The following is a 19,033-nucleotide window of genomic DNA, read 5'->3' on the forward strand; positions in this document are numbered from 1 at the left end:
ACTCCCCAGTGACCACTCTCACGACCACACCGGCCAACACCTACTCGCGCATCTCCGGGATAGGCGGCTATCGGTCCGAGCATGCCGTGCCGAACGATGCGCTCGTCGAAGCCATCGATTCCTCCGATGAATGGATCCGGCAGCGCACGGGCATCGTCACACGACACCGTGCGGGCGCAGACGTGGGCGTCCTCGACATGTCCGAGGAAGCCGCATCGGAGGCGATCGCGAACGCCGGCATCAGGCCCGGCGACGTGGGCGGCATCATCATCGCCACGGTGACCTTCGGCTACCCCACGCCGTCCGCAGCCTCCGCGCTCACGCAGCGCCTGGGCACCGGCCCCGTGCCGGCCTGGGACATCTCCGCAGCATGCGCGGGCTACTGCTACGCGATCGCACAGGCGGACGGCCTCGTCCGGTCCGGCGTGATGGACAACGTCCTGGTGATCGGCGTGGAGAAGCTCTCCGACTTCATCGATCCCACGGACCGCTCGATCTCCTTCCTCCTGGGCGACGGCGCAGGCGCTGTCATCGTGTCCTCGTCGGACACCCCCGGGATCGGCCAGAGCGTCTGGGGCTCCAAGGGAGAGAACTGGGAGACGATCCGCGTCACCAATTCGTTCCTGGACATGAAGAAGGATCCCGAGGCCCCCTTCCCCACCCTCCGCCAGGACGGCCCCAGCGTGTTCCGCTGGGCGGTGTGGGAGATGGCCGAGGTCGCGCAGCAGGCGCTCGACGCGGCAGGGGTCACTGCGGAGGACCTGTCCGCGTTCGTCCCCCACCAGGCCAACATGCGGATCATCGACGAGCTCTCGAAGCAGCTCAAGCTGCCGGAGTCTGTCATCATCGGCCGTGACATCGCGGAGAACGGCAACACGTCCGCCGCGTCGATCCCGCTCGCCACTGAACGACTGCTCCGGGAGAACCCCGACCTGCACGGCAAGCTCGCTCTGCAGATCGGCTTCGGAGCGGGGCTGGTCTACGGCGCACAGGTGGTCGTCCTCCCCTGAGATCGGCACACCGATGACGTAAGATCTCGCTGGGATCGTCGTCGAATCACGTTTCCTGCAAGCCGCCGCGGCGCACACCACGCCCGGCGGGAAGAAGAGAGAAGGATGAAGAATGGCACAGAGCGAAGCTGAGGTCCTCGCCGGACTCGCAGAGATCGTCAATGAAGAGACCGGCCTGGAGACGGACGCCGTCGAAGCCGGCAAGTCGTTCACGGACGACCTGGACATCGACTCGATCTCGATGATGACCATCGTCGTCAACGCTGAGAAGAAGTTCGGCGTCAAGATCCCGGACGACGACGTCAAGGACCTCATCACGGTCCAGGACGCCGTCGACTACATCGTCAAGGCGCAGCAGGCCTGATCACATCCCTTTCCGCGGGGCCGGCGAACCCGGCCCCGCGGAGGTCCCACCCCACGATTCGACGAGGTTCCACACAATGACTTCCACTGTCGTCGTCACCGGCATCGGTGCCGTCACGCCCCTGGGTGCGACCGCCCAGGAGACATGGCAGGCTGCGCTCGCAGGCACCAGCGGCGCCCACACCCTCGACAACGACTGGGCGGAGAAGTACGAGCTTCCCGTCGACTTCGCAGCCACCGTCGCTCCCGGCGTCGTCGAGGAGCGGCTCAAGAAGGTCGAGTCCAAGCGCCTCGACCCCGCCAGCCGCTTCGCCCTCATCGCCTCACGCGAAGCCTGGGAGGACGCGGGTTCCCCCGACGTCGAGCCCGAACGCCTCGCGGTGTCCTGGGCGACCGGGATCGGCGGCGTCTGGACCCTGCTCGACGCATGGGACACCCTGAAGGAAGAGGGCACTCGCCGCGTCATGCCGCTCACCGTGCCGATGCTCATGCCGAACGCGCCCGCAGCCGCCGTGGGCATGGAGTTCAAGGCCCGCGCGGTCGTCCAGACCGTCGTCTCAGCCTGCGCCTCGTCCACGGAGAGCCTGGGCCAGGCGTTCGAGATGATCCGCTCCGGCAAGGCCGACGTGGTCATCTCCGGCGGTGCGGAGGCAGCGGTCCACCCCATCACCCTGTCCGCGTTCTCCTCGATGCGCGCGCTCTCACGCCGCACGGATTCGCCTGAGACCGCTTCGCGTCCCTTCGACGTGGACCGCGACGGGTTCGTCATGGGCGAGGGCGGCGCCACGCTGATCCTCGAGAGCCGTGAGCATGCCGAGGCCCGCGGAGCGACGATCTATGCCGAGGTCGCCGGCTGGGGGACCTCCAACGACTCCTACCACATCACCGCCGGTCACCCGGAGGGCGACGGGTCGATCCGCGCGATGAGCGAGGCACTCGAATCCGCTGGCCTCACCCCCTCGGACGTCCGGCACATCAACGGGCATGCGACGTCGACCCCGGTCGGCGACATCCCGGAGTCGTTCGCGGTCAACAAGCTGCTGGGCGACGCCGTCGACGATGCGCAGTTCTCTGCGACGAAGTCGATGACGGGCCACCTGCTGGGCGGGGCCGGCTCACTCGAAGCCGTGTTCACCGTCATGGCGCTCAAGACCCGCCAGGCACCGCCGACGATCAATATCGAGTCGGTGGACCCCGACGTGCACCTGAACATCGTCCGCGACACTCCGGCTCAGCTGCCGGACGGCGACATCGCCGCGATCACGAACTCGTTCGGGTTCGGCGGACACAACGCGGTGGTGGCCTTCAAGAGCATCTGACGCGGACCCTGCCGGCCGTGAGCGGTCCGTCAGCGGATGACGAGTGTGGTCCGTCAGCGGAAGAGGAGGGGTCGGTGCTCTCGCACCGACCCCTCCTCTTCCGTCTTCTTCGCAGTGCGGCGCCTGCGCAGCCCGCACGCCGCGGATCAGTCTGCGCTCTTCTTCGTCCGTCGATCACTCTCCGTCTCGAGCGCTTCGACGAGCTCATCCTTGGTCATCGTGGAGCGGCCGTCGACGCCCAGCTCCTGCGCCTGTTCGTACAGGTCGTCCTTCGTCGCGTTGGCGTTGACGCCTCCGGCCGTCTCGCCGCTGCGGCGGCTTCCCTCCGCACGCGAATCCGACGGGCCCGAATCGTCCTTGGGCTGCCAGAGGTCGCCGACCTTCTCGTACGTGCGCTTGAGCGCCGCCCACGCGGTCTGTGCGGCCCGCGATTCGTCGTCGTACTCCTCCATCGCAGAGTCATATGCCTTCGCCCAGGTGCGCTGGGCCTTCTGATCAGAACGCTGGAGCGTCTGGGGAATCTCCGTCTCCTTGGCGTTCCCCTGCTGTGTCGTCTTGGGCATCGAGTCCACCTCTCTTCGACATGATCGACAAGGAAGCTTGGACTTTATCCACGGTACTCGCGCCACCGGCGAATGCACAGCCTCCAAGCACGGTTCCGGCCACAGCCCCCGCGCCGCACCGGAGTCGAGCACGCATGGAAAGAGCCCCACCCTCGCGTCCATGACGCGATGATGGGGCTCTGACCTTCGGCTCCCCCGGCTGGGCTCGAACCAGCGACCCTTCGATTAACAGTCGAATGCTCTGCCAACTGAGCTACGGAGGAATAGTGTTCACACTTGCGAACACGAGATGAAACAATAGCACCCGTCTCCGCGACGACGCAAAACGGGGCGTGCCCCTGTCGCGAGAGCAGATCACGCGCCGTGCCGGACGTCACACGCCGCTCCGTGCCGGGTCATCAGCAACGCCCCAGGGGAGATCAGTATCGTAGAGCCGATGATCATTCTCGCCATCGGCCTGGCATTCCTGTCAGCCGTGTCCCTCGCGTACGGAGCCCTCCTGCAGCATCGGGGGGTCTCCGGCCTGCAGACTTCCGAAGGAGCTCTGCGACTGCGGACACTGGTGAGCCTGTTCCGCTCTCCGCACTGGGTCCTGGGTCTGCTGATCATGGGTGCGGGCATCGTCGCCAACGTCACCGCGCTGGCCTTCGCCCCGGTGATGGTCGTGCAGCCGGTGGGCGCCTTCTCTCTGGTCATCTCGATCCTGCTCGGCATGTACCACCGGAGCCTCGCCGTCCACCGGTCCATCATCATCACGGTGGTCCTCTGCGTCGTCGGAGTCGCCGGGTTCGTGACGGTGTCGGCCCTGGTCGCGACGACCTCTCCCACGAGCCCGGCGGAGGCGCACCTCCTGGCCGCTCTCGCCCTCGCCTTCACGGTCGCGGGCCTGATCGTCATCCTCACCGTCTCCCATCCGCGGCAGCTGCTCCTCATCACGGGCGGCGGAGTGCTCTTCGCGTTCGTCGCGACGAACATGCACGTCGTCAGCTCCCACATCGTCGACGTGGGTCTCCTGGAGGGCCTCTCATCGTTGCCCTGGATCAACCTGGTCGCACTCGCCGCATCCGGGCTCGTCGGCTCATGGTTCGTGCAGTCGTCGTACGCGGCCGGACCACCGGAGATGGTGATCGCCGGGCTCACCGTCATCGACCCGATCATCGCCGTCCTGCTCGGTGCGCTGATCCTCGGCGAAGCGGCGGACTCGGGTGTCGCCTCGATCCTGGGCATGGCTGCGTTCGGCGCACTCGCCTGCACCTCCGTCGTCCTCCTGTCACGCCACCACCCGGACGCCGTCGAAGCGGAGCGCCGTCGCTCCCACCAGAAGTACGGCGATGATTCCGACCCACCGTCGATCGAAGAGGTCTCCGACCGTGCCATCCCCTGATCCGCTGCGCATCCTCATCGCCGCTGAGACCTATCCTCCGGAGATCAACGGCGCGGCCGCGTTCACCAACCGCCTCGCCACCGGCCTGGCCGCTGCCGGCCACGAGGTCCACGTCGTCGCACCCTCCGCCTCCGGCATCCCCCGCCACGAGTGGGAGGACGGAGTGCGCGTGCACCGGCTGCGCTCGCACCACTGGCCGCTGCATCCCACCTGGATGATCTGCATGCCCTGGGAGGTGAAGCCCGACCTGTCCCGGCTGCTCGACGACATCCGCCCGGACGTCGTCCACACGCAGGCGCACTTCGTCATCGGGCGGTACGCGTTCTCTCTCTCGAAGGCGCGGGACATCCCCGTCGTCGCGACGAACCACTTCATGCCGGACAACGTCCGCCCCTACGTCCGTGTACCGAGGCCCCTGCTGGACCTCGCCACAGACGCCGCCTGGACCGATCTGCGCAGCCGGTTCCAGCAGGCGGACCACATCACCGTCCCGACCCAGCTCGCGAGCGATCTGCTGACGGAGAACGGCTTCGACCACCCTGTCGAGGCCGTGAGCTGCGGTATCGACCTGGCTCGCTTCGACGACCCCGCTCCCGCCGCCGAGGCCGCTGACCACACGCCGCCCTCGGTCCTCTTCGTCGGGAGACTCTCGCAGGAGAAGCGACCGCAGGACATCGTGCAGGCCCTCGCCCGCACGGATCCGGCGCTGGGCCTCGAGGCGCGGATCGTGGGCGCCGGCGATCAGGAGACCGTGCTTCCGGCACTGGCACGGGACCTCGGCGTCGGTGATCGTGTCCATGTGCTGGGGAAGATCGATGACGCCCAGCTGGACGAGGAGTACCGGCGCGCGACGTTCTTCTGCATGCCGTCGACCGCTGAGCTCCAATCCATCGCGACGCTCGAAGCACTGGCCTCGGGGCTCCCCGTCGTCCTCGCGGATGCGGTCGCGCTCCCGCACCTGGTCCGCGACGGCGTCAACGGCCACCTGTTCCGGCCGCGCGACATCGACGACCTGGCCCGCGCCTTCACAAGCGTCCTCACAGCCACGGACGCGCAGCGGCACGCCATGGGCGAGGAGTCGAAGGACCTCGTCCAGGTGCACGACATCCGCAGGACGATCTCCCGATTCGAGGAGATCTACCGGTCGGTCATCACGCGCCGTCGCTGAGCGGGGGCGGGTCGAACACCGTCGCGTCGCGGGTCATGGCCGCAGGATCGAAGCGTGCGACGGCGTCGTCGAGGCTCGTCCACGGACCGAACCCCAGCGACTGCCCCATCCACGCCCACAGGTCGAAGTCGTGCTCCTCCAGCTGCGTGATCGTCACGGCGCCGTCGCGCTTCGCCAGCCTCGCGCCAGCGGGGCTCAGGACCAGTGGGACATGGACGTACTCCGGCACCGGCAGTCCCAGCAGTCGGGCGAGGTGTGCCTGGCGGGGCGCAGACGAGGCGAGGTCGTCGCCGCGGACCACCTGGTCGATCCCCATGTCCCCGTCGTCGACGACGACGGCGAGATTGTACGCCCAGACTCCGTCGCCGCGACGCAGGACCAGATCATCGACGTGCGCGGTGACGACCCCCAGCAGCACGTCGTCGATCGAGCTGGTGCGACCATCCGCGGCGAGACGGAGCGCCGGTGCGCGGCCGAGCGAGCGCAGCCGGTCCCGGGCCGCGTCACGCTCTGAGTCGGTGAGGTCGCGGCACGTGCCCGGATACGCTCCCGGCGGCGCGTGGGGTGCGCTGGGTGCTGCGAGGATGTCCCTGCGCGAGCAGTAGCACTCGTAGACGAGTCCCCGCGCCGCGAGCCGCTCGCACGCCGCCTCGTACAGATCGGTCCTCCTCGACTGTTGGACGACCGGCCCGTCGATCCTCACGCCGAGCGCGCGGAACTGCGCCAGCTGCCGTTCCGCGGCACCCTCCTGCACGCGGTCGAGGTCCTCATCCCGCCAGCGGAATGCGCGGGACGTCGTGACGGCCCACAGGTAGGCGAGGATCCCGGTGCGCACGTTGCCGATGTGGAGGTCGCCGCTGGGCGAGGGGGCGAAGCGTCCGGCGGGTGTGAGCATGGACTCCACAGTAGCGGCGGTCATTGCTCCGGGCCGTGGGAGGGCATATAAGGGGGAGGTGAGAGATTCCACCCGGTCGTCGGCGCACGCCGAGGGCTTCACGGCGGAGCAGCGGCGCATCCTCCTCGTGTCGCTGATCGTCGCCTTCCTGTCCCTGCTGAGCGTGTCCATCGTCAACGTCGTGCTCCCGTCGATCGAGGCGTCGCTCGCAGCGAGCTCAGCCGCGCTCCAATGGATCCTGTCGGGATACGCGCTCGCGTTCGGCGTCGTGCTCGTGGCCGCAGGGCGGGCCGGGGACATCTACGGTCGGGGACGGGTCTTCATCGCGGGGCTCGTGCTGTTCGGCGCCGGATCGCTCGTCGCGGGCTTCTCGTCGGATCCCCTCACGCTGAATGTCGCGCGCGTCGTCATGGGCCTGGGGTCCGGCTTCATCAACCCCCAGGTCACGGGCCTCATCCAGCAGTACTTCGCAGGGGCGCTGCGCGGACGTGCGTTCGGGCTGTTCGGCGGGATCATCGGCGTGTCGGTGGCCGTGGGACCCGTGCTCGGCGGCGTCTTCGTCGCAGCGTTCGGCGCGGAGTGGGGCTGGCGCGCGTCGTTCCTCGTGAATGTGCCCTTCGTGGTGCTCGCCGTGATCGGCGCATTCCTCTGGCTCCCACCGTCCGCGTGGCGCGCGGCCGTCGGCAGCAGCCCGGCGAACTCAGCAGCTGCGACACCGCAGACGAGCGGAGCCGTCTCAGAGGTGCCCCGCGCCTCACGGATGGCGATCGGCATGAGCCGGATCACCGACCTCGACCCCCTGGGCGTCGTCCTGCTCGGAATGGGAACGCTGCTCGTGATGCTGCCCTTCGTCGAGCGCGAGGCGGGCACCTGGATCTGGGCGTCCCTGCCCATCGGGCTCCTCCTGGTCGTCGTGTGGGTGCAGTGGGAGAAGCGGTGCAAGCGGAGCGGTCACGCGCCCATGGTCGACATCGACCTCTTCCGCACCCGGTCGTTCTCCAACGGCACGCTGCTCGTGAGCGTCCATTTCCTCGGCATGACCAGTGTGTGGGTGCTGCTCGCCCTCTGGATGCAGTCGGGGCTCGGGCACACCGCACTCGCCGCGGGCCTCATCGGTCTGCCCTCAGCACTCGCCAACGCGATCTTCGCGCCGATCGCCGGTCGCCACATCACGCGCATCGGCAGACCGCTCGTCCTGTGGGGCTTCGCCCTGGCACTCACCGGCCTGGCTCTCACGGTCACAGCGGTCGTCCTCCACTACGCAGTGGGCACCAGCGAGTGGTGGCTCCTGTGCACTCTGGGCCTCCTGGGCGCGGGGCAGGCCCTGATCATCAGCCCCAATCAGACCCTCACCCTCTCAGAGGTCCCGCTCCGGTACGCAGGCTCCGCCGGCGGCGTGCTCCAGACCGGTCAGCGCGTGGGCACCTCCATCGGCATAGCGGTCATCACCGGCATCACATTCACCGTGCTCGCCTCGCACGGATGGATGACTGCGTTCGTCGTCGGATTCGCCGTGATCTTCGTCGTGGTCGCCGCTGCGGCCGCCGTCGGAGTGGTCGACCTCCTCCAGGGGCGCAGGAACCAGGGAGCCAGGCAGAATTCCGACAGATGAGATCGGTGCGCGAGTGTGACACCCGGCGGCGGGTCCCACGAGGGGTCCGTGAGACGATGGATGTCGTTGCAGGACGCTTGAAGGGAACAATGACGTGGGCACGACCGACGCCTCCATGCGCATCGAATCGGACCTCGACCTCGAAGGGCTCGTCCGTTCCGGACTCATCACCACCTTCTTCGGTCCCGTGGTCGACCTCGACACGGACGCCGTCGTCGCGCATCAGGTGTTCCACGGCAGCACGGAATCCTCGCACTTCGGCATCGACGACTTCATCGCCCTGCGGCGCGCGGTGCGCGAGTCGCCACTGGCCGGTGACCTCGATTCGTCGCTGCGCGCACTCGCGCTGCGAGAGGCGGAGGCGCTCGAACTCCCCCGGAACAACCGCCTCCTGCTGACGACGGAGCCGCAGTCGCTGGTCACCGTCGAGGACAGGACGGGCGAACCCGACCGGTCCGCGATCCTGCAGCTCCATCCGGAGCGCGTCGCGATGGCTCCGGCGATGTCTCTGCGCTCCGTCCGCCAGGCCCGTTCCCTGGGGTGGGGCATCGGCATGTCGTCGATCGGCATGGATCTGAGCACCACGTCGTTCCTACCGCTGGTGAATCCCTCTGTCGTGACGCTGCACCGCAACGTGCTCGACATCGAGGACACCACCCATATCGCGGACCTCATCAGGCTCCTCCACGCCCACGTCGAGCGGACGGAGGCGATCATCATCGCGGACGGCATCCGCGATGACGCCGACGTCGTCATGGCACGCGCGATGGGAGCCCGGTTCGGAACGGGACCGCACTTCGGCGTCCCCTCGCACTCCCCCACGCCGGTGGATCCGGCCGGCGAGGACCCCATCGAAGCGCACTACACGCGCAATCTCCCCGCACAGGGCACACCCTTCACGATCGCTCAGGGACTGGGCCGCGATCCGATGATCATGGACGCGGACATGCTCGAGGCGCAGCTGGCATCGCTGGAGGAGCGCACGCTCACCGCCGGCAAGTCCGCTGTCGTGATCGGCATCTTCGCCGATCACGAGACGCTGCGCGACGAGACGATCGAACGGTACGCGCGGATCGCGGACAGCACCGGCTACACCGTCATGCTGTCGAACGGGTTCGACACCCCGCCCGTGCCGGCGGCATGGAGCGGCCCCCTCGATACGTCCGACCCCCTCCAGCAGGAGCTCGCAGTCGTGATGGTCGGACCCGACTGGTCCGGCATGACCGTCGGCAAGCGCCGTCCCGCGCCCGGCATGGACGGCAGGGTCGAGTACGACGTCTACGTGACGACCGATCGCTACGCCTGCGTCGATGCGGCCCGGTCGGTCATGAGCCGCATCCGCGCGCTGCGCTGATCCTCACCGGCGCTGGCATCCCGCGCACCAGTAGAGCTTCCGCCCCTGCATCTGAGCGAGGCTGATCGCCGTGCCGCACACGCGGCACGGCTGTCCCGCCCTGCCGTAGACGTGGTGACGATTCTCCGCCGAGTCGAGCGCGTCCTGCTTCGCACTCCCCCGCAGGTCGGTGCGTGTCACGATCACTCCGGTCTCGATGCCGATCGGCAGGAGTCTGCACCAGTCGTCCCAGAGTGCCCGCAGCTGCGACTCCTCGAGATCGACGGTCCGGGTGTAGGGATCGATGCCCGCGCGGAAGAGCATCTCCGCGCGGTAGATGTTGCCGATGCCCGCGATCATCGCCTGGTCCATCAGCAGCGTTCCGATCGGTGTCCTGCGGTGGGCCGCCTTGTCGCGGAACCGCACCCAGCCCCGGCGCTTGCCGTCGACCGCGGGGTCGGGACCCAGCCTCTCGAGGTGTCCCGCTGCCTCCACCGGCGTGAGGACCTCACAGACCGTGGGACCGCGGAGGTCGGCGCACACGTCTTCGGTGAGCAGCCGCACCCGCACCGCGCCCACCGGCTCCGGCGGCCAGACGACCACCCCTCCCGAGGCGCCGCTCGCCGTCTCCTCCTCACCCGCCCGGACGCGGGCCACCCGGGCCGCGCGCGGCGCACCCATGGAGCCCGGACTCGCCGCGTACTCACCGGTCTGCCCTTCGAGCGCACCTGTGTGCCCGGCATCGGGGAGCTGCATCGAGAAGTCCCACGCCCCGTAGATCCCCAGATGGACGCGCAGGTGCAGGTCGCCGTCGAACTGCGCGAACATCTGCTTCCCCACGGCGTAGCACTCCTCCATCACCCGCCCGGAGAGGAGTCCCGCGCCGCGGGCGAAGCGGCCCTGCGGCGACGTCGTGTGCACGACACGACCGACCATCGCCTCCCGGAAGCGGACAGCGATGCGGTGGACGGAATGGCCTTCGGGCACGGACGGTGTCCTCTCTTGCTCACAGACTGGCGACACCATCTTAGGACCGTCGCGGAGCCCCGACCCTCCGCAGTCTCGGACCTGCAGTGTCCAGTGCGACTGTGGGAGACTCGTCCATGACCGAACAATCGTTCAGACTCTCGACGAGGTGAGTGCACGTGGAACCCTTCTATCGGCAGCTTGATGTGGGACGCTTCGAGTCGACGGCGGCCACCAGCGGACCCTGGCGCTCGGACGCCCAGCACGCGGGCCCGCCCTCCGCACTCCTGGCACGGCAGATGGAGCTCCACGAACCGCGCGACGGAATGCGCCTGGCAGACGTGCGGACGGACATACTGGGTCCGGTGCCCGTCGCACCGCTCACCGTGACGGTCCAGACGCTCCGCGCTGGCCGTTCCATGGAGCTCCTCGAAGCCACAGCATCCGCCGATGACGGACGTCCTGCGCTCATCGCTCGCGCATGGCGGATCCTGCGTGCACCGGACGACTTCCCCACACTCGCCGCAACCGGTGAGGGCTCGCCCCCTGACAGCCCGGCTGACGCATCGGTACTGGCAGGCAGCCCCATCCCTGGAGCCGAGGAGAACGGCTACGGCCGATCCGTCGAATGGCGATTCGTGTCCGGCGGGACGGGCGAGGGCGGATCGACCGTCGTGTGGGGTCGTCAGCTCAATGCGCTCGTCGATGAGGAGGAGCCCTCCCCCTGGCAGCGCGTCCTCGTCCTCGCCGATTCCGGAGGAGGGGTCACGTTCTCCCTGGATCCCCGGCAGCATCGCTTCATCAACTGCGATCTCCACGTGGCACTCGAACGGGATCTCGAGGGCGAATGGCTGCGGATGGACGCGGCGTCCCGCGCAGCGGGCGGGCACGGCGGCATCGTCCACGATGTCCTGTCCGACGAGCGCGGCAAGATCGGCATCGGTCTGCAGGCGATGGTGGCGCAGGACGTCGGCTGACGTCCGCCGGCATCCGCCGCTGACTACGAGCGCAGGCGCTTCCCCGTGCGCAGCACGAGCGCAGTCGCGAGGAGTGGGACTGAGACCAGTGCCCACAGACTGGCGGAGACCGCGTACGTCAGCCCGACGGTGATGCTGAGCGCGACGACCACCGCTTCGACCTGCCAGAGGACGACGACGGCACCCGCGAAGTCCCCGACCGGACTCTGGACGGGAGTGAGCAGTCGGACCGGCAGTGGGCCTCGGGCGCTGTCGCACGCGCGCACCAGCCCCACCAGCGCCAGACTCGCGAGTGCCCCGAGCACCGCACCGGCGGGCACACCCGCCACGGCCGCGACCCCGGCCCCCACGGCTGCCGCGAGGACGACGAGGAGCGCGGGCAGCGCACCGTGAGACGCCATGAGGCGTGCGGTGGACACACCGTGGAGCGGCGGTCGGCCGGCACCGGCCGCCGCGTGCCGGAAGCCATCGCTCACAACACCCAGCGATGCGAAGCCGATGACTGCGGCGGCGGCAGCGGCCACCCACATCACACCCGCCGGCAGCGCGAACGACAGGACGACCAGGACTGCGGCCGCGACGACTCCTGCGGCGCCGACGGCTCCTCGCACCGGCGTGCGGAGAGCACCCACGATGTCTTTGCGGACGATCGTCACGATGAACGGGGCCCGCGCAGCCACCGCATTCATGCGACGACCCACGCGTGGGAGCGGACGGAACGTCGACAGAGCGTGACCGACCTCGCCCGCTCTCCCGGCGGCTGCCGCGAGGTCCCGGCGCCGCGCGTGGTTCAGGAGGCCATCACCCCGAAGACGCACGAGCAGTCTGGGCACGAGGAGAGACGACACCAGCGCGCACACCACCCAGAACGCAGCACCGACGGCGGACGTGCTCCACAGAACCGGGAACAGCGAAACGGGTGGCACTGAGGTGGCAGCGCCCGCCACCACGGCAGCGAGGACGAGCACGGCCCTCGTGCGAGCGGTGCACGCCTGTCCGGCCAGCCAGACGACGCTCACGATCCATGCCGCGCAGCCTGCGATGAGGACCAGCAGCACGGCGGATGCGACGTCGACGGCACCGGCATTCCAGAGGGTCCACGCACTCGTCCCCGCAGCGACCAGGCACATCGAGACCAGCAGGACTGCGGACCGGAGGAAGGGCCGCAGCAGGGTCCGGGCGCGGCTGAGGTGATTGCCGCCCAGATGAACGGTGAGGAACGGGGTCAGGACCGCAGGACCGGCTGTTCCTCCCACGAGCGCCGCGGCCGCGATGGCCGCGGAGAATCCCACAGGCAGCGCGCCGACGGGTGGATCTTCCAGGAACGGGAGGACGGAGGGCTGGCCGAGGCCCTGCGCGGCACCCCGCATCAGTGGCAGGCCGACCACGACTCCCACGAGCAGACTCGCGTACACGGCGTACCAGCCATCGCCGGACGCGCTCTGCGGGTGAGCGAGACGATGCACGCGTGACGGGAGCGACGACCACCGGCTCATGGATGTGCTGCGTCGAGGTCCAGGACCTCCGTCGCAAGGGCATCGACGATCTGCGGACTGTGCGTCGCGACGACGAGAGCCCGTCCTTCGTCGCGCAACTCCCTCAGCAGGCCCGCGACGACTCCGCGGCGTTCGGTGTCGAGACGCTGCTCGGGCTCGTCGAGCACCAGCAGGTGGGAGGGTCGCGCAAGAGTGAGCGCGAGCCCGGTGAGCTGGAGCTGACCAGACGAGAGCTCATGGGGGAAGCGGTCCGCGAGGTGGGCGATCTGCAGACGATCGAGGAGCCGGTGGGCGACGGCGTGGGGGCCGGAAGGACCGGCAGCGGGCGCGCCCCACGACACTGTCACGAGTCGGAGCTGCTCTTCGACTGTGAGGTCACGTGCCAACGGCGGCAGACCGAGCATTCCGGCGACTGCGCTGCGGAAGGCGGGTGAGCGTTCATCGGGGGCGCGGCCGTCGATGAGGACGGTGCCGGCAGTGGGGGTGCTCAAGCCGCACAGCAGTGTCAGCAGCGTGGTCTTCCCCGACCCGTTGCCCCCGGTGATGACGAGTGCCCCGCCGGGGTCGACGGATGCCGAGCACGGCCGCAGGAGGGCGTCCGCACCGCGGGTCACAGCTGCTTCGTCGACGATGACGAGGGACGATGAGTGCAGGTCAGATGCCACGTCAGAAGCCTATGCGATCCGGACGGGAGCACACACCAGCGGTGGACACCGCATCATCGAGGTGTCCACCGCTGCTCGAGGCGGAGGAGGGAGTGGCCGAGTGCGTTCAGCCGACCTTGGTGAGCCACCGGACGGGGGCTCCGTCACCGGCGTAGCGGAACGACTCCAGCTCGTCGTCCCAGGCCTGTCCGAGCACGCGCTCCATCTCCGTCGACATCTCGATCGGATCCCCAGCGGTGCGGACCATGACGGTGCGGATGACGTCTTCGGGTACGACGATGTTGCCGTGCGCATCTGTGACGGCATGGTAGATGCCGAGCGCCGGCGTGTGGCTCCAACGACCGCCGTCCACACCTTCGCTGGGTTCTTCGGTCACCTCGTAGCGGAGACCGTCCCAGCCGCGCAGCGCCGACGCGATGCGGGCGCCGGAACCTGCGGGCGCCTTCCAGCAGATCTCTGCACGGAACATGCCCGGTGCGGCAGGCTGCTCAGTCCAGTCGAACTTCGCATGCGCGCCGATAGCCCCGCCCGCGGCCCATTCGATGTGAGGGCACAGCGCACGAGGTGCTGAGTGGACGAAAAGAACGCCCTGTGTCATATCCATCTGTTGCCTCCTCTTCCCGGATACGTCTTCCCCAACGATCCGTGCCGAGTCGGCATGCGGCTATTGTACTATAGGCACGGCAAAGAAGGACCCTCTTGATCCTGGGTCTTTGCTGGTGACACGCACTCGCGGAGCACCTCGCCCCTGTAGCTCAGCTGGTTAGAGCAGAGGACTCATAATCCTTTTGTCGCGGGTTCAAGCCCCGCCGGGGGCACCGCCTCGAAACCCCCGCTATCCCGCGTAAACACTGGGATCGCGGGGGTTTCTTCATACGCTCAGAACGCTCGACTTGACAGACGACGAGCCATATGCGTTCGGCCTGTTTCGGCCTGACTCTGAAAGTAAGTGGCACTTTAGTGGCACTTTTCGATCCCTCGAAACAGGGGTGACTCGTTGCCGGATCGACCCTCAGCAGACGACCGCGAGCCGCGCTCACGCTCGGGCGCGCAGCGCAGTGCCAGGACCGCGCCGCGAAGCAAAGAGCCGGCAATGCAATTGCTATCTTTTGATGCTGTTTGATGTCATCGACTTCTAAACCCGAGGGCGGTGCCCTGCTAAGACGGCCGGTAGCCTCGGATCGCGCAGACGCGGGTCCCTCCCCCTACGTGCGCGGGGATGCCCCCCGCTGGCCACGCAAGTAAGCCCAGCGCTCGAGCCGGACGACGCGGCTCAAGACCACAAGCGCACCACGCGCACGAGCGCGACGGGCCTCACGACAGAGCGCTGTCGCCCGCGCCAAACACCCGCAGCTCGAGCACGACAGACTCGAGCACCGCTATCTGCTTAGCCTCGACATCCGCATCTAACACGCCACGTTCGAGCACAGCGTCCGGCTCGAGGCGCGACAACGCCTCAGCCTCGACGCCCGGGTCTCCATCCGGCTCGACACCCAGATGCTCTGCCCACACCGCACACGGACCGTCTGCGAGGCCGCGCGTGAAGCCCACCAGATGCACCGCCTCGCCAGCCCTGCACCACTCGCGAACGACGACAGCCGGCGTCACCGTGCCGGCCACGTTCAGCACCGTGCGCGCAGCTCCGCGCTCCGACTCGAACGTCACGCCCACCAGTCTCTCCATGCCCCGCACTCCTCGCTCTCGTGGGCGCGGGCCACGCTGGCCCGCGGGCTTTGCGCGCTGTGAAGCGAACAGTCAGATGCGCGGGCGTCATTTCGACGCGCGACAATCTGTTAACACCTGATCGAACGTTGCGGCATAACTGATCTAGACGCTCCACACCGCCGCGCACGAAGGGCGCGAGTGATTCCGTCCTAGCCTTGGGCTGCTACCAACGCTTGATATGCAGGGAATAGGAGTTCCAGTCGTTGCTTCTCGGTCTGGAGCCGGCGAGGTGCCCCGAAGGCCTTGTCGATCTCGGTGTCGAGCGCATTGTGAGCCTTCCGAAGACTGGCGTTAGCGCCCAGAAGGTAAGGCTCGTAGAGCTCTGACAACGACCGGTCAGGACGTTCAGCCCTGGCCTCGACGACCTTTCTCCCTGCTTTAATGATTCGACCACGCGTTGCTTCATCCAGCTCCGGCGCGGGGAATGTATTCCAGACGAGTGTGTTGGCGAAGCGAAGGTCGGACTTGATCCGTCCTCCCACGGCCCGCAACCAGGTGATGAACATCGAGGATGAGATGAGCGCGAACAAGAGTCCGTCTTCATCTGGCGCGACGAAGTTGGCGTTTCCGCAAATGAACTCTGGCTCAAGGCGTGCTGCGGTCCAGTACTGGCGGTTAACCGTAACGTGTTGAGGGATGCATAGATAAGGCGCGCGAGGAACATGACGACTTGGCCTGAAAAGATGCGGAGTGTGCTGGTGCTTGTAGGCGTCGCCAGATTCGGGCTGATCAGACCGCCACAGTCGACATGCTTCAATCGTGTCGCGGAGCAACTTTGATGCCTTCAAGTCGGCCTGCGTGAGATCCTCAAGCCACAAACACCAACGCTCAGTTCCATGGAGCAGCTCGGACGCACCAACAAAACGTCGAAGGTATTTCGCTGCAACGGGATCGGAATCAAAACCTCGCTTGCCCTCTTTGGCCTTGAACACGAGGTGCCCGCCATCCGCCGGCATAGAGCCATAGTGAACGAGTGGGATCGTTGGCGACAGCGGTTTCGTAGTTGTCTTCACCAAGAGGTCAGGGCCATCAATGAGATATGGGTTGACGCCTGTCACGACGCGTTGCGGTACTGGGTCTCCGTGAATATTGGGGTAGTCCCAAAGCCGCTGCCTAGCCGCTTGGTCCTTAGTAAACCCAACGATCACACAGTGAACGGCCGCCTTGCCAGGCGCCTCTGAATCCCACGCGAAGGTGCGGTGCGCAAACTTGATCTTCCAGCCTTCACGGTAGAGCGGGCCGAAGAGCGCAGGCACTGGCAAGCCTTGCGTGATGCTGTTCGTGGTCACGTATGCGAACTCGCCAGATCGATTCGCCAATAGGTCCTTCGTCTTAGCGTGCCAGCCGGTCACATAATCCAGCCGGCCGTTGACGTCTTCACCCCATGCGCTCTTAAGATCGTCCGCTTGCTCCGAGTTGCGCGTGTAGTGGCCAAGGAACACCGTGTTCATCGACCTCTGAGTCGCAGCGGCGGCCTCAGAGGTAACTGCAGATCTGCTCGGCGTCGCACTGGGCGGGGTCCCCCTGGGCGGCGCTCTGGTAGCAGTCGGCCACGGAGGCCCGCAGAGCGGTAAGTTCAGCGATTTGCCGGTCGAGGCTGGCGAGTTGCTGGGCCAGCTGGGCGGCCACGTGGGCGCAGGGAGCGCGCCCGGCGTCGCGGACCTGCAGGATCTCGCGAATCTCGGCCAGACTGAGCCCGGCGACTTTGCTGCGGCGGATGAACTGCAGTCGGGCGACGGCTTCTGGTGAGTAGTCGCGGTATCCGTTGGGACAGCGGTGCACAGGGGGGAGCAGTCCTTGCTGCTCGTAGAACCGCAGGGTTTTGGTCGTCATGTCGGCGGCGGCGGCCGCTTCACCGATACGCACGGTGCACCTCGATCCTGGACTGATCCTTGGCCTTACACAGTAGAGGAAGGTACTGGCGCAGTGCGCCGCCTGACTCGGTGCGACGGTGACCACCCCGTCCCCGGAGGGGCAAGTGTCCACCGGATCGCCTTCGGCGTCTCCGGGCGGGGTGTGGGTCGGCGTGTAGGTCCTAGGCCTGGAGCTTTTCCAGCGCTGCCTGGTAGGCCTCGTGGTAGGTGGGGAACTGGGCGACCTGGTCCAACAGGGTCTCCAGCGGCAGCTGGGTACGGATGGCCAGGGAGGCCTGGTGGATCCACTCCCCGGCCTGCGGGCCGATCGCCCATGCCCCGATCAGCACCTTCCGCTCGGTGTCGGCCAGCAGCCCCAGATGGCCGCGCGGGTCCTGCTCGTAGGTCCAGGGCCGGGCGATGGCGTTGGACAGGTCCAGTTCGGTGGCGGTGGTGCGGATCCCGCGCTGCTCGGCCTGCTGCTGCGTGAGCCCGGCGGCGGCGATCTCCGGGTCGGCGAACACCACCCGCGGGATCCCGTCGTAGGTCGCGGGGTGGGCGCGGCCGAGGACGGCGTCGGCGGCGATCCGCCCCTGGTACTTCGCCACGTGGGTGAAGGGCATGACACCGGTGACGTCACCGATCGCCCACAGGTTCTCCCCTGCCCGGCCGTGCTCGTCGATGAGGACCTCGCCGTGCTCGCCCAGGCGTGCCCCGGCGTCTTCGAAGCCCAGGCCTTGGGTGCGGGGATTGCGGCCGGTGCCGAAGATCACGACATCGGCGGCGACCTCGGTGCCGTCGTCGAGTTCGATGATGCTGTCCTCACCGTCCCGGCGGGCCTTGGCCGCCGAGGCGTTCAATCGAATGTCGACCCCGGTCTCAGCCAGGTAGTCGTGGACGAGCTCTCCCACCCGGGGGTCCTCACGACCCAGCAGACGGTCCCCGCGGTGGGCCAGGGTGACCTGCACCCCGAAGCGGGCCAGGAACGTGGCCGTCTCCACGCCGACGGCGCTGCCGCCGACGATGACCGCGCGCTGGGGCAGGTCGTGGGTGGTGTAGGTCTCCCGGTTGGTCCAGGCGGTGATGTCCTCGATCCTCTCGATCGGGGGGACCACCGCCTCGGAACCGGTGGCGATGATGATGTGCTCGGCGGTGACCTCCCACTCCCCGGCCTGGATCCGTCCGGGTCCGGTGAGGCGGGCCTCGTCCTTGATGACGGTGGCGCCCTGCTTCTCGAGGCCCTCGACCTGGGCAGAGTCGTCGAGGTGGCGGATCATGTAGTCGCGGTACTCGCGGGTGGTGTCCCAGTCCACCTCGGCACCGGAGACCCCGGCGGCCTTGTGGACCTCGGTGCGGGCCTCGGGTGGTCGCAGCACGGTCTTGGAGGGGATGCACGCCCAGTAGGCGCACTCCCCGCCGATCAGCTCCCGCTCGAAGACGGCGACGTTCTTCCCAGCCTTGAGTAGGCGGCCGGCCGCGACCTCACCACCGGGGCCCATGCCCAGCACGGCCACGTCGAAATGTGCGCTCATGATGTTCCTCCTTCAGGTGCAGTGGATCTTTCGGTTCTACTCGTTGAACTCGTCGTGCCGTCCCAGCTCGTGTCGGGGCAGGACGTGAGGTGTAAGCAGCAGCCGCCCGGTCGCCGCACAGGCATCGTGGCCGGTCACGGGCGCTTCCCGTGGGCTGGGGCGCTGGGGGCGG

18 protein-coding genes and 2 tRNA genes are annotated in these 19,033 nt (G+C 67.8%); 9 read left to right on the top strand and 11 right to left on the bottom strand.

Annotation, left to right across the window (positions count from 1 at the left end; translation table 11 throughout):
* Positions 1 to 8: 8 nt before the first annotated feature.
* From FM105_RS05200 to FM105_RS05210, 3 genes are all read left to right on the top strand, one after another.
* Positions 9 to 1,010 carry a beta-ketoacyl-ACP synthase III gene (locus tag FM105_RS05200; RefSeq protein WP_087005847.1) on the top strand — a complete coding sequence of 334 codons (1,002 nt, stop codon included), beginning with the start codon at positions 9 to 11 and terminating at the stop codon, positions 1,008 to 1,010.
* 112 nt (positions 1,011 to 1,122) lie between these two features.
* Positions 1,123 to 1,374 carry an acyl carrier protein gene (locus FM105_RS05205; RefSeq protein ID WP_087005850.1) on the top strand — a complete coding sequence of 84 codons (252 nt, stop codon included), beginning with the start codon at positions 1,123 to 1,125 and terminating at the stop codon, positions 1,372 to 1,374.
* A gap of 76 nt (positions 1,375 to 1,450) precedes the next feature.
* A complete protein-coding gene (locus FM105_RS05210) occupies positions 1,451 to 2,692 on the top strand; it encodes a beta-ketoacyl-[acyl-carrier-protein] synthase family protein (protein ID WP_087005853.1) in 1,242 nt (413 codons plus the stop codon).
* A gap of 146 nt (positions 2,693 to 2,838) precedes the next feature.
* Here FM105_RS05210 and FM105_RS05215 read toward each other — a convergent pair whose 3' ends face one another.
* Both FM105_RS05215 and FM105_RS05220 read right to left on the bottom strand, forming a co-directional pair.
* The gene (locus FM105_RS05215) at positions 2,839 to 3,255 is read right to left on the bottom strand and encodes a ChaB family protein (protein ID WP_087005856.1); all 417 of its coding nucleotides are present in this window, start codon (positions 3,253 to 3,255) and stop codon (positions 2,839 to 2,841) included.
* Positions 3,256 to 3,445: 190 nt separating this feature from the next.
* Positions 3,446 to 3,518: transfer RNA gene (locus FM105_RS05220), tRNA-Asn, on the bottom strand.
* A gap of 173 nt (positions 3,519 to 3,691) precedes the next feature.
* Between FM105_RS05220 and FM105_RS05225 the strand changes: the two genes are divergently transcribed.
* Both FM105_RS05225 and FM105_RS05230 read left to right on the top strand, forming a co-directional pair.
* The gene (locus tag FM105_RS05225) at positions 3,692 to 4,639 is read left to right on the top strand and encodes a DMT family transporter (RefSeq protein WP_087005859.1); all 948 of its coding nucleotides are present in this window, start codon (positions 3,692 to 3,694) and stop codon (positions 4,637 to 4,639) included.
* Entirely contained in the window at positions 4,626 to 5,807 is a 1,182-nt protein-coding gene (locus tag FM105_RS05230) for a glycosyltransferase (protein ID WP_256970245.1), read from the top strand. The genes FM105_RS05225 and FM105_RS05230 overlap by 14 nt, the downstream gene beginning before the upstream one ends.
* On the opposite strand, the gene gluQRS is transcribed toward FM105_RS05230, so the two are convergent.
* Entirely contained in the window at positions 5,791 to 6,702 is a 912-nt protein-coding gene (gene gluQRS / locus FM105_RS05235; RefSeq protein ID WP_087005951.1) for a tRNA glutamyl-Q(34) synthetase GluQRS, read from the bottom strand. The two genes, FM105_RS05230 and gluQRS, sit on opposite strands and share 17 nt — an antisense overlap.
* Before the next feature lie 58 nt (positions 6,703 to 6,760).
* On the opposite strand from gluQRS, the gene FM105_RS05240 reads away from it, so the two are divergent.
* On the top strand, positions 6,761 to 8,314 hold the full coding sequence (locus FM105_RS05240; RefSeq protein ID WP_087005866.1) for an MFS transporter: 1,554 nt from the start codon (positions 6,761 to 6,763) through the stop codon (positions 8,312 to 8,314).
* A gap of 94 nt (positions 8,315 to 8,408) precedes the next feature.
* On the top strand, positions 8,409 to 9,668 hold the full coding sequence (locus tag FM105_RS05245) for an EAL domain-containing protein (protein ID WP_087005869.1): 1,260 nt from the start codon (positions 8,409 to 8,411) through the stop codon (positions 9,666 to 9,668).
* A 3-nt stretch (positions 9,669 to 9,671) separates the two neighbouring features.
* Here the strand turns inward: FM105_RS05245 and FM105_RS05250 are convergent, their stop codons facing one another.
* Complete coding sequence (locus tag FM105_RS05250) at positions 9,672 to 10,634, bottom strand: Fpg/Nei family DNA glycosylase (RefSeq protein WP_087005872.1); 963 nt, start codon at positions 10,632 to 10,634, stop codon at positions 9,672 to 9,674.
* Positions 10,635 to 10,792: 158 nt separating this feature from the next.
* Between FM105_RS05250 and FM105_RS05255 the strand changes: the two genes are divergently transcribed.
* Positions 10,793 to 11,590 (top strand): thioesterase family protein, encoded by a 798-nt coding sequence (locus FM105_RS05255; protein ID WP_087005875.1) that lies wholly within the window; start codon positions 10,793 to 10,795, stop codon positions 11,588 to 11,590.
* A 23-nt stretch (positions 11,591 to 11,613) separates the two neighbouring features.
* Here FM105_RS05255 and FM105_RS05260 read toward each other — a convergent pair whose 3' ends face one another.
* The 3 genes from FM105_RS05260 to FM105_RS05270 all read right to left on the bottom strand — a co-directional run bounded on the left by FM105_RS05260 (position 11,614) and on the right by FM105_RS05270 (position 14,349).
* Entirely contained in the window at positions 11,614 to 13,056 is a 1,443-nt protein-coding gene (locus FM105_RS05260) for a hypothetical protein (RefSeq protein WP_143275827.1), read from the bottom strand.
* Positions 13,057 to 13,082: 26 nt separating this feature from the next.
* Complete coding sequence (locus FM105_RS05265) at positions 13,083 to 13,751, bottom strand: ABC transporter ATP-binding protein (protein ID WP_256970246.1); 669 nt, start codon at positions 13,749 to 13,751, stop codon at positions 13,083 to 13,085.
* Between the two features lie 106 nt (positions 13,752 to 13,857).
* Positions 13,858 to 14,349 (bottom strand): DUF3145 domain-containing protein, encoded by a 492-nt coding sequence (locus tag FM105_RS05270; protein WP_087005956.1) that lies wholly within the window; start codon positions 14,347 to 14,349, stop codon positions 13,858 to 13,860.
* Positions 14,350 to 14,495: 146 nt separating this feature from the next.
* Between FM105_RS05270 and FM105_RS05275 the strand changes: the two genes are divergently transcribed.
* A tRNA-Ile gene (locus FM105_RS05275) sits at positions 14,496 to 14,569 on the top strand.
* Between the two features lie 496 nt (positions 14,570 to 15,065).
* Here FM105_RS05275 and FM105_RS05280 read toward each other — a convergent pair.
* The 4 genes from FM105_RS05280 to FM105_RS05295 all read right to left on the bottom strand — a co-directional run bounded on the left by FM105_RS05280 (position 15,066) and on the right by FM105_RS05295 (position 18,861).
* Positions 15,066 to 15,434 (bottom strand): hypothetical protein, encoded by a 369-nt coding sequence (locus tag FM105_RS05280; protein WP_087005881.1) that lies wholly within the window; start codon positions 15,432 to 15,434, stop codon positions 15,066 to 15,068.
* A gap of 191 nt (positions 15,435 to 15,625) precedes the next feature.
* On the bottom strand, positions 15,626 to 16,927 hold the full coding sequence (locus FM105_RS14505) for a type IIL restriction-modification enzyme MmeI (protein ID WP_143275828.1): 1,302 nt from the start codon (positions 16,925 to 16,927) through the stop codon (positions 15,626 to 15,628).
* A gap of 25 nt (positions 16,928 to 16,952) precedes the next feature.
* The gene (locus FM105_RS05290) at positions 16,953 to 17,342 is read right to left on the bottom strand and encodes a heavy metal-responsive transcriptional regulator (protein WP_087005887.1); all 390 of its coding nucleotides are present in this window, start codon (positions 17,340 to 17,342) and stop codon (positions 16,953 to 16,955) included.
* Between the two features lie 169 nt (positions 17,343 to 17,511).
* Positions 17,512 to 18,861, bottom strand: coding sequence for a dihydrolipoyl dehydrogenase family protein (locus tag FM105_RS05295; protein ID WP_087005890.1), 1,350 nt, complete (start codon positions 18,859 to 18,861; stop codon positions 17,512 to 17,514).
* Positions 18,862 to 19,033: the final 172 nt, after the last annotated feature.

The sequence above is a fragment of the Brevibacterium yomogidense genome, assembly GCF_900163715.1.
In the GTDB taxonomy this organism is placed as follows: Bacteria; Actinomycetota; Actinomycetes; order Actinomycetales; family Brevibacteriaceae; genus Brevibacterium; species Brevibacterium yomogidense_A.

Excerpts from the sequence above, each read along its gene's own strand:
- FM105_RS05280 (WP_087005881.1), bottom strand. The coding sequence starts at position 15,434 with ATGGAGAGACTGGTGGGCGTGACGTTCGAGTCGGAGCGCGGAGCTGCG.
- FM105_RS05225 (WP_087005859.1), top strand. The coding sequence starts at position 3,692 with ATGATCATTCTCGCCATCGGCCTGGCATTCCTGTCAGCCGTGTCCCTC.
- FM105_RS14505 (WP_143275828.1), bottom strand. The coding sequence starts at position 16,927 with ATGAACACGGTGTTCCTTGGCCACTACACGCGCAACTCGGAGCAAGCG.
- FM105_RS05210 (WP_087005853.1), top strand. The coding sequence starts at position 1,451 with ATGACTTCCACTGTCGTCGTCACCGGCATCGGTGCCGTCACGCCCCTG.
- FM105_RS05205 (WP_087005850.1), top strand. The coding sequence starts at position 1,123 with ATGGCACAGAGCGAAGCTGAGGTCCTCGCCGGACTCGCAGAGATCGTC.
- gluQRS (WP_087005951.1), bottom strand. The coding sequence starts at position 6,702 with ATGCTCACACCCGCCGGACGCTTCGCCCCCTCGCCCAGCGGCGACCTC.
- FM105_RS05295 (WP_087005890.1), bottom strand. The coding sequence starts at position 18,861 with ATGAGCGCACATTTCGACGTGGCCGTGCTGGGCATGGGCCCCGGTGGT.
- FM105_RS05270 (WP_087005956.1), bottom strand. The coding sequence starts at position 14,349 with ATGACACAGGGCGTTCTTTTCGTCCACTCAGCACCTCGTGCGCTGTGC.
- FM105_RS05215 (WP_087005856.1), bottom strand. The coding sequence starts at position 3,255 with ATGCCCAAGACGACACAGCAGGGGAACGCCAAGGAGACGGAGATTCCC.